The 9,623-nt window shown below is 37.6% G+C and carries 8 protein-coding genes; 7 read left to right on the forward strand and 1 reads right to left on the reverse strand.

Going from position 1 to position 9,623, the window contains the following annotated elements; all coding sequences use genetic code 11:
- Window positions 1-512: 512 nt before the first annotated feature.
- From F6K22_RS19890 to F6K22_RS43080, 7 genes are all read left to right on the forward strand, one after another.
- Window positions 513-719 (forward strand): hypothetical protein, encoded by a 207-nt coding sequence (locus F6K22_RS19890; RefSeq protein ID WP_293101604.1) that lies wholly within the window; start codon window positions 513-515, stop codon window positions 717-719.
- Window positions 720-1,150: 431 nt separating this feature from the next.
- Entirely contained in the window at window positions 1,151-1,465 is a 315-nt protein-coding gene (locus tag F6K22_RS19895; RefSeq protein WP_293101607.1) for a zinc ribbon domain-containing protein, read from the forward strand.
- A 475-nt stretch (window positions 1,466-1,940) separates the two neighbouring features.
- Window positions 1,941-3,347: a serine hydrolase gene (locus F6K22_RS19900; RefSeq protein WP_293101610.1), complete on the forward strand. Its 1,407-nt coding sequence runs from the start codon at window positions 1,941-1,943 to the stop codon at window positions 3,345-3,347.
- A 579-nt stretch (window positions 3,348-3,926) separates the two neighbouring features.
- Window positions 3,927-4,205 (forward strand): hypothetical protein, encoded by a 279-nt coding sequence (locus tag F6K22_RS19905; protein ID WP_293101613.1) that lies wholly within the window; start codon window positions 3,927-3,929, stop codon window positions 4,203-4,205.
- 155 nt (window positions 4,206-4,360) lie between these two features.
- A complete protein-coding gene (locus F6K22_RS19910; RefSeq protein ID WP_293101616.1) occupies window positions 4,361-6,877 on the forward strand; it encodes a CHASE2 domain-containing protein in 2,517 nt (838 codons plus the stop codon).
- Between the two features lie 222 nt (window positions 6,878-7,099).
- Complete coding sequence (locus F6K22_RS19915; RefSeq protein ID WP_375340174.1) at window positions 7,100-7,825, forward strand: IS630 family transposase; 726 nt, start codon at window positions 7,100-7,102, stop codon at window positions 7,823-7,825.
- Complete coding sequence (locus F6K22_RS43080; protein ID WP_375340175.1) at window positions 7,761-8,183, forward strand: transposase; 423 nt, start codon at window positions 7,761-7,763, stop codon at window positions 8,181-8,183. Before F6K22_RS19915 ends, F6K22_RS43080 begins: the two co-directional genes overlap by 65 nt.
- A gap of 384 nt (window positions 8,184-8,567) precedes the next feature.
- Here F6K22_RS43080 and F6K22_RS19920 read toward each other — a convergent pair whose 3' ends face one another.
- A complete protein-coding gene (locus F6K22_RS19920; protein ID WP_293101618.1) occupies window positions 8,568-9,371 on the reverse strand; it encodes a hypothetical protein in 804 nt (267 codons plus the stop codon).
- Window positions 9,372-9,623 lie beyond the last annotated feature (252 nt).

Raw genomic sequence — 9,623 nt, forward strand, 5'->3', positions numbered from 1 at the left:
CTCATAACTATAGCCATCAAACTATCTAGGGGTAAGTTTGTTCGGTGGTCCATCTATTGAGTCCCTATCAGCTACAATTAAGGTATGAAGCTAGTTGAACGTCATGTAATCACGAAAAACCATCTTTTTTGGTCTGAAATTGACCACAAGGCTTTTTTGATAATGGATAATGGATAATGGATAATGGATAATGGATAATTAATCGAATCTAGGTTTAAAGCCTCTCCTTTTTAATTGATAATTAGAGATAGTTTTCATTATCCATTATTAATTATTAATTATCAATTAATCAACTACCAAGGTAAGTAAGCAAATTCTTAGGAGATTAGATCGATGTTAGACTGGTTATTTCTCGGCTTTAAAAGAATGGAAAAAACAACGACATTGAAATTTTTAGGAAAACCGAAAATTCCTAAATATAAACATAAGACATGCATGCCGAAACATTCTGCCCTATCCAGAGGAATCAATTTACGCGCAAAGCCTTAAAAAAAGGAATTTGTCATCTGTCTATGAGTGAAATAAAAATTACCACTTCACAGACAGAAATAATCGAGGCCAGAATCGTGCCTAAAAGTAGCTGTTACATAATAGAAATAGTCTATGAAAAAGAGGAGGAAACCACAGAAAATCAACAAGTAGCAGGAGTAGATTTAGGAGTAAATAATTTAATAGCTGTAACTACAAATCAAACAGGAATTTCACCTAAGCATGATTAAAGGCAGACCATTAAAAGCAATTAATACATTTGATAATAAACAGCGTTCTTGTTGACAATCTCAATTAAAAACAAACCACAATAAAAGTAATTATCATCGGTTAAAAAAATTAACTCACATTCATGTCGGCTCTTAGCCCAAACGAAATTGTCGAGTATAAAATTATCTCCATACAGCCAGTAAAAGAGTAATAGATTGGTGTTTCAATAATTAATAATTATTAATTATTTTTAAGAATAGGATTGGTTAAAAAGGAATTTTTTTTTCTTTTTTATCCTTGCTCATGAGAGGCTTTAAACCTTTATTTTTCGGTAAACCATGAAATAGGAATCTTAATTATAGGGCAGAATCAGAATGGGAAACAAGAGATAAAATTAGGGAAAAAGAACAATCAACAATTTGTTAATATCCCTCATTATCGGTTAATATAAATGTTAACGTATAAAGCCCAATTAATCGGAATAAAAGTAATAATCACCGAAGAATCTTATACATCTCAATCAAGCTGTTTAGATGGAGATAATTTACCGAAATATGGAGAAAAAAAACCGAAATTTAGTGGAAAAAAAGTAACAAGAGGGTTGTATAAAACCAGGGAAAATAAATTATTAAATGCAGATGTAAATGGGTCGTTGAACATTATTAAAAAAGTAATTCCTGATGTCTTTGACCAAGGAATAAAAGGTTTGCCGTTTAACCCTGTAGTGGTCGAGCCACTACGAATGACTAGACTTTCAGACCTTTGAGTAAGTTTAAGTAAGTTTAGTTGAGCGGTGATTTACACCTGATTAGTAAGGCCAAGTGCTTCTGTTCAAAGCTAATTTTCTAGTAATTTTGGTACAGAGCCTAGTCTTGAAGAAAGTTGTAGGTTGTGGGTGCAGTTTTAGGTTCAATGTTTTCCCTTGGATTCAACCCTAATTAAATTGTGGACACTGGTAATAACGGTGGGGTTTTCAACCCGGTTGCTCTGCAATAGTGTTGGGAAAAATCTGCTACCTAACACCCAATAACTTTGGAGTGTAGCGACGATAATAATTATCAGACAAATTCACTATTAATAATATCAAAATCTGTCATAAATTAACAGAAATAATTATTTCGATTTGCTCTAATTTTTAGATTATTCAATCAAAGAAAAAATTATTTTTGCTGAGGTGGCTTTTGATATTTATGTAATGGTATTAATCAATAAAATTATAGTTATATATTAAGGTGTTTGGAGTGGTTCAGAATTTTCGTAATCGATCGATTCTTTCAGTAATATCTTCTACTACTAATTCCGACTCTCAGTCGCAGCAGTCTAGTAGTAGAAAGCCTAGTAATCGGCTGCAACCGCAGCTACCCCTCAAGAAAAAGCGTAATGTAGCCAAGTTTCCACTTCCAACTTCTGAGCAAACATTTCTCAGACCAGTACCTCCACAAAAGAAAACTGTTGTACCCAGAGTTTTCAAACAAGAGATTCCTAAATTTCAGTCTCATAGGGCTAAACGTAGCCGAATAGAGGAACTTGCTAGATTAAGGAAGATTGCAGAACAACAACCCACATCATCTGCTCGCCCTCAGAAACGACCAGAAAAAGCTCAATCTTTTATTTCTCAGTCACTACCGACTAAAAAATCACCAGTTAAAACTCGTCATAATTCTCGTTCCTCTTCTTTGCTATTGTACGCAACTCGGATGTTAATCTTAGGTGTGGGAATAGCGGTGATTGGTGGAACAGTGTTATCAATATTGCAGCCTGGAAGTAGTTCTAATCCGATATCTCAAGCAGCAGATAGTGAAGTAGAGACCAATCAAGAATGGAAATCTCCTTCCATTGTACCTTTAGCAGTACAACAAACCAGGGAAATTGCAGCTTTGAAAACAGAGTTAGATACAGTCATCGCCAAATACCCAAAGCTAACACCAGGAGTATTTCTGATTGATACTGATAATGGTGCTTATGTGGATATTAATGGAGACACTGCTGTTGCCTCAGCTAGTACGATTAAATTGCCGATCTTAGTGGCTTTTTTCCAGGCGGTGGAGCAAGGGAGAATCAAATTAGATGATATGTTAACAATAGAGGAATCTCATCTAGCTGAAGGGTCTGGAGATATGCAGTTTCGGAAGCCTGGTACCAAATATACGGCTTTGCAAACTGTGAGGAAGATGATTGTGATTAGTGATAATACAGCCACTAATATTTTAATTGAAGCACTTGGTGGGGCTGATGTTTTGAATCAGTTGTTTCAGAGTTGGGGTTTGAAGAATACTGTTATTAATAATCCTTTACCAGATTTGTCGGGAACTAATACAACCACTCCCAAGGATTTGATCGATTTAATTTCACAGGTGAATCAGGGTGGTTTGGTGTCGCTGAAGTCTCGCGATCGCTTATTTAGGATTATGGAGAGAACTCAGAATGATTCCTTGTTGCCAAGGGGTGTAGGTAGGGGTTCTGTGGTTGCTCACAAGACAGGTAATCTCAAGTCTGTGTTGGCGGATGCGGGTATGATTGATTTGCTTAATGGCAAGCGCTATCTATTGGCTGTATTGGTGAAGCGTCCGGATGATGACCAGGATGCTGTAGAGTTGATTCGCGGGGTGTCTAAGAAAACTTATCAATATCTTAAATCCTCAGAATAGGGAGTAGGGAGTAGGGGAGTAGGGGAGTAGGGGAGATTGCAAGATGGTAAATATGGGAGCATTTTTCTACTTTTTTACTCTATTCTATTTCTCCGTTCCAGTCGCTTCGGACATACTTATAAATTTTCCTACCTACCTACTTATATGAAATACGTTAATGTTTGCTACCAAAGATACCAAAGATTGATAGGGAGATGGGGGGATGGGGAGGTAGGGGGGTAGGGTGATTGAGCAATTGGGAAATTCTTAAGTAGCACAATTTTTTGTATTTCATATTAAAGGTATCTTTATAGTGTAGGCGCATACCCTTGAGATTGCTTCCTTCCACTCCGTTCCAGTCGCTTCGGACATACTTATAAATTTTTAATTCCGAATTCCATTTTTTGAAAATATTAATTAGTGCCATTTAGATAGTCCTGATTTTAATTAATTATTTTTAAGTTCCACCTAATATTCTTGACCAAGCCTGATTAAAATGCTAAACTACTGCTTAATAAGGAAGACCTAAATTAAGTAAATATTAACACTGAAGGCCCAAAACGGAGATAATAACTTATCTCCAAGGAGCGCTATGAAAAAATGGAAAACCTAACAGATTATCGTAAATTAGATCCAGGTTTAGTGAATGCCTTGAATAAAAAACGAGCATCACAAAAGCAGCCAATGGAAGTTTTTGTGCGGACAACAGAAGTGCCAAATCAAATAGAGGCAAACTTTTTACAAAAACTTGGTGTAAGAGGGGTAAATCATAAACGATGTACTTTTACAGCTAAACTTTCAGCAGAAGCAGTTACAGAATTAGCTCATCAACCTTGGATACATAATCTTAGATTAGCAAGAAATATACGTTCAGCTTGAGTGGAGAGGGATTTCAATATTGCTTTTTTCTACTTTTAACTACAGCGATCGCTTGTTTTCCGGAAAAATACTAGAGCGATCGCTAATTTTTTTTATTAGCTTTTCCAGAATAGAAATAGGATTGTTAGAATAAAGAGATATCCGCTCAAAGTTAAATGAATATGACTCAGACTGCCACTAAATTTTACCTGAAGATTCAACAAGTGGAAAAACAATGCTTGTTTGAACTTGCTTGGGGTATGGGACAACAATTAACTGTCAGTCTGCCTTATCCTGAAAGTCTCACCATATCTTACCAAGATTGGCAACAAAATTATCTGAATTTTTATCACAAAGCCTTGCGGGGAAGGGTAGTAAATAAAGGAAAACTAACCAGACAAGTTGATTGGCATCAAAAATTGGTGCAAGCAGAAGCAAAACTTGTATTTGAGTTTCATCGTTGGTTACGACACGAACAACTGTATGAGATTAGAGCGATCGTTGCTCAAGCAGCCAAACAAAAAACAGGAAGTTCACTATCACAGCAGAATACTGATGTACCCACAGTTGATGTGTTTATAACTTGCAACTCCCAAGACTTATCTCGTTTACCGTGGGAAGCATGGGAGATTACAGAATTTGCTGCATCCAGCAAAATTAGAATTGCTCGCCAACCAATTAATATTCGCAATACTACAGCTACAGTAAATTCTCCATCCAAGCGAGGTCGAAGTAAAGCTAGAATCTTGGCAATATTGGGAGATGATACAGGTTTAAATTTTCAGGCAGATAAAGAAGCAGTGAAATTTCTTTCCCCAATAGCTGAAGTAGAGTTTGTGGGTTGGCAACCTCAAGAAAGTCAAGCAGAGCTAAAAGACAAAATTGTCAAAGCAATAACTGACCAACGTGGGTGGGATATTTTATTTTTTGCCGGACATAGCAATGAAACTGTTAATACAGGTGGGGAAATAGCGATCTCTCCAAGCACCACCTTATGCATCACAGAAATTTCCCAACCTCTAACTATGGCAAAACAAAGGGGTTTACAATTTGCCATATTCAACTCCTGTAGTGGGTTAAGTATTGCTAATGCTCTGATAGACTTGGGTTTAAGTCAAGTTGCAGTCATGCGGGAGCCAATTCATAACCAAGTCGCCCAAGAATTTTTAGTGAGATTTCTCCAAAGTTTAGGTGAATACAAAGATGTTCACGAATCATTATTATCAGCGTGTCAATTTTTGAAACTAGAGAAAAATCTCACTTACCCCAGCACATATTTAATACCATCTTTGTTTCGCCATCCAGGAGCGCCACTATTTCGTCTCAAACGATCGAGTCTTAGACAAGAACTCATAAGGTGGTTGCCTACAAGAAGAGAAGCGATGGCTATAAGTGCATTGATTTTATGTAGTTTGCAACTGTCAACTCAAAGGTTTTTGATTGATAAGCGAGTATTAGTGCAAGCTATGTATCGTCAATATACCAACCAAGTTGAGAGGCAAAATTCACCGCCTGTACTGTTAGTAGAAATTGACGAAGATTCGATCACAAAAGCAAAAATATCCAATCCTGTACCAATAGATCGTAGTTATATGGCCAAAATCATCGAGCGACTGACGACCATGAACGCAAAAATAATTGGTATTGACTATATTTTAGATCGCTATCAACCAGAAAATGACAAAAAACTAGCCCAGACCCTACGCTCATCCATAGAACAACAAAACACTTGGTTTGTATTTGCCACATCCCCTAATGGATCTGGTGGTTGGTTGGAAGTATTACCGGAGTTAGCCTCCCCTAAGTGGCGACTACAGGGAAATGTTCATGTATTAGGCTACGATCGTTACGTTACTCATCTAACACTACTACCAAGGAAATATTCCACTGAGACACCATTACCCTTTGCTTATCTGTTAGCAGTTGCTCACTTGTTAAACTTTGAACAATCTGATAATTTGCTTCAACCTCAGATTAATTCCTCAATTGATTTGTTATCTCAAGTCAAAAATCATATTGCTCAGACTACCGGTAAAAATTTTTTGGATTTATTTTCTAGCTCATCTCGCTTACAACCTTTAACGAAGTTTTCTTATCGACTAGGGCAAATGTGGCTGTATCCAATTATAGATTTTTCTATTCCTCCTGAAGCGATTTTTGTACGTCTACCTGCTTGGCAACTTTTAGAGAGTGATGAATACGAATTATTACCAAAAATGACACTAGAGAAACGCCCGTCAATAGTAATTATTGCTGCTAAATATAAAGATGCAGGATTAACTCCTGGAGAAGACAATTTTCCTTTACCTGCTGCTGTTCGTTACTGGCGTTCTCAAAAAAATCCTCCCGATCCAAGTAGGGCATTTCCAGGGGGAGAAATTCATACTTATCTGGTTCATCATTTCCTTAAGCAACGATTAGTTATACCTATTCCTAATTTATGGCTAATTGGGGTGGCTGCTGTTTTCGGAAAAGGAGTGGTATTAATGTTAGATAATAACTCTAACTCTAAGATACAAAAAAAAGAAATTATTTTATCCTCACTATTTTTATTAACTCTAATTTATGCTCTTGCTTCTCTACAAATATACATTTCAGCAGCTATTTTATTACCTTGGTTGTTACCTAGTCTGACATTTTGGATTTATATATTTTTAGACTCGATCGAGCCTAAATCAACTTTTGACAATTGAAGTCTTCTACATATAATTTCCGCTTGCACAATCATAATAAATTTCTTATACCAATTTGAAAATAGAATATTAAGAATAATAAGGGGTCATAAAAAACTAGACACGCCTATGTCTGTTCGATGAAAAAGATAATTTTTACCGAATAATTAATAATCATTATATCAAATCCAGTTAATTGCACATAGTATAATAGAGGGGTATTGCTGTAGCTAGTAAGTCAAAATGCCAAGATCGCTTACCATTCAACCCCATCTAACCCTTGAAGAACTAGAAATGGGATATCGTCAAGCAACTTCCGCGATCGCTCGCACTCACTACCAAGTAATTTGGTTATTAAGCAGGGGTAAAACTACAGCAGAAGTAGCAGAAGTCACTGGTTTCGGGTTGAATTGGATTTATGAGATAGTTCGTAGCTACAACCGAATTGGCCCCGATAGTCTGGGAGACTTAAGGAGCCGGAATCAAGGGGCAAAACCCTTATTGAACGATGTGCAGCAAGCCCAGTTGTGGCAAGTCCTACACTCAGAACCCCCAGATGGAGGGTTGTGGAATGGGCCAAAAGTTGCAGCATGGCTCAGTGAATTACTAGGACGCCATATGTCACCTCAACCTGGGTGGGAGTATCTCAAGGGGTTACGGTTACGCAGAAGAACACCAAGACCACAACATCAAAAGTCTTCAGAAGCAGAACAACAAGAGTGGAAAAAAAAACTAGCGATAGAAACACTTCCGGTGCAGAAGGAGCATCCAGATGCCGACGTTCAGGTATGGGCAATGGATGAACATCGCTTAGGGTTAAAGCCTGTAGTCAGAAAAGTTTGGGTTTGTGAAGGGGAACAACCAAATGCTACTGTCAACTGGCGGTTTAAGTGGTTATGGCTTTATGGCGCAAGTCCATCCACAATCTGGAGAAACCTATTGGTGGATTCTACCTTATGTCAGAATTGACCTATTTAATCGGGTATTGGCCGACTTTGCTGAACATTTTGGTCTTGGGGAAGACAAGCGGGTCATATTGGTATGCGATTTGCTCCCCAACGAACCGCGCGAACGCCCAGGATGGCATACCAGTCCACAAGTAGAAGTTCCAAATGGCATGGACTTGGTGTTCATACCACCTTATTCACCAGAATTGCAACCAGCAGAGCGGTTGTGGCCTTTAACTAATGAAGCAATTGCCAATAAATGTTTTGAAACATTAACAGAATTGGAAGAGATTCTCTTTCAACGTTGTCGTGCTTTACTTAATCACTGTGAGCTGATTCATGGATTAACCTACTACCACTGGTGGCCCGATAGTTCATAGTATGTGCAATTAACCGGATTTGATATTAATTATTAATTAAATACCTTGGTTAAAAGCCTACCCTTTCAAGGGGAAAAAGCGGTCGGAAAGCGGAGCATTCCGTCAGGATGGGATGGCGAGGTTTCCCGAAGAAAGCAGAGGAGCTGCCTCTTGCAGAGCCGCTGCCTCTTACAGAGGAGCTTCGCTAACGCTAATGCTTTTCATGTCGCGGAGCGAAACGCCATCTCCAATCGACCAAGAGAAAAGAAATAATATTTCCTTATATTCAATTCTGTTAGGGTTTTCCTTGAAGTAACGAGTCGAACTCTCCCAATCTCCCAATCTCCTCATCTCCCCATCTCCCCACCTCCTCAAACCATATAGATATTAGAATGGATGTCCAATCTATTTAGAAGCATCTGGCAAAACAAAACGCTTTTCTCCATCTTCACTCATTTCCACTTTACCACCAAGTTCGAGAATTTCTTGTTGAGCGCGTTCCCTTACCCTTTGGTCTCTTGTTTGATAATATACCCACAACCAGGCGTTAAACTTGATTAATTTACTATCGGGGTCTGTCTTGAGAAATTCTGCTGTATTTCTAAATAGAGAGCTTAACTCTTGGTATGATGTATTCTCAGCCCATTCAGCAGCCATTTCGTGAGACTTAATTGCCCCTGGAATATCACCGACTAATAATAATTGATCTATTCCTTTGAATCTCCATACTTGCCACGCTTCTGGATCTATCTCTGGGGAAAGTGCATCAGTACCACGGGTCATATATTCTACAGCTACTTTGGGTTTACCTTCATATATAGATAAAGAGTTGGAAAGAAACAGATATATGTCAACCCATCTTGGATCTAACTGGGTAATAATATCAAAGTAATCTTCACTTAGAGAATAACCTGTTTCATTTCTGGCTGCATCATCCCCGAAATATTGGAGAAATTGGAGAAATACCCAATCTGCAATCAAATTATCAAATCCAAAAGTGGGAGATGCTTTCAATAGCTTGAACTGTAGAGCTTCTTTTTGTTCGACTAAGACTGCATCTGTTGAGTCTAAAACAATTTTCTCTTTTAACGGAGAAGCTTTTGGTGGCCAGAATACTTGTAAGCTGATTATACCTGCTAAAGCTGCAATGGGAACTGCTAGATTTCCTAATGAATCTAGCCAATTTGGGGTTTTTGCTTTGCTTTCCACAATTTATGATATCTATAAAATTAAAAAAATTTTGATTTTTAAACAACTATTTTAGCTGAAATTTTCTTTTAGCCTCCTTAGTATTTTATGAGGCGCGATCGCTCCTTTCAATTAACTCAGCATTTGGGTATGGGTAGTCGCAAATTTTATGAGATTGACTCCTTCAAAAATAATGTTCTTTAATTGTTCTGCTTTTCCTAAGATGATTCCCAAAAGTTATGAATATATTGAAGGAAATCTTACGTTACCTAG

This window comes from Okeania sp. SIO2F4 (assembly GCF_010672385.1).
In the GTDB taxonomy this organism is placed as follows: domain Bacteria; phylum Cyanobacteriota; class Cyanobacteriia; order Cyanobacteriales; family Microcoleaceae; genus Trichodesmium.

Bases quoted from the DNA above. Each gene is read 5' to 3' on its own strand.
- F6K22_RS19890 (WP_293101604.1), top strand. From the start codon at position 513: ATGAGTGAAATAAAAATTACCACTTCACAGACAGAAATAATCGAGGCC.
- F6K22_RS19895 (WP_293101607.1), top strand. From the start codon at position 1,151: ATGTTAACGTATAAAGCCCAATTAATCGGAATAAAAGTAATAATCACC.
- F6K22_RS19905 (WP_293101613.1), top strand. From the start codon at position 3,927: ATGGAAAACCTAACAGATTATCGTAAATTAGATCCAGGTTTAGTGAAT.
- F6K22_RS19910 (WP_293101616.1), top strand. From the start codon at position 4,361: ATGAATATGACTCAGACTGCCACTAAATTTTACCTGAAGATTCAACAA.
- F6K22_RS19915 (WP_375340174.1), top strand. From the start codon at position 7,100: ATGCCAAGATCGCTTACCATTCAACCCCATCTAACCCTTGAAGAACTA.
- F6K22_RS43080 (WP_375340175.1), top strand. From the start codon at position 7,761: ATGGCGCAAGTCCATCCACAATCTGGAGAAACCTATTGGTGGATTCTA.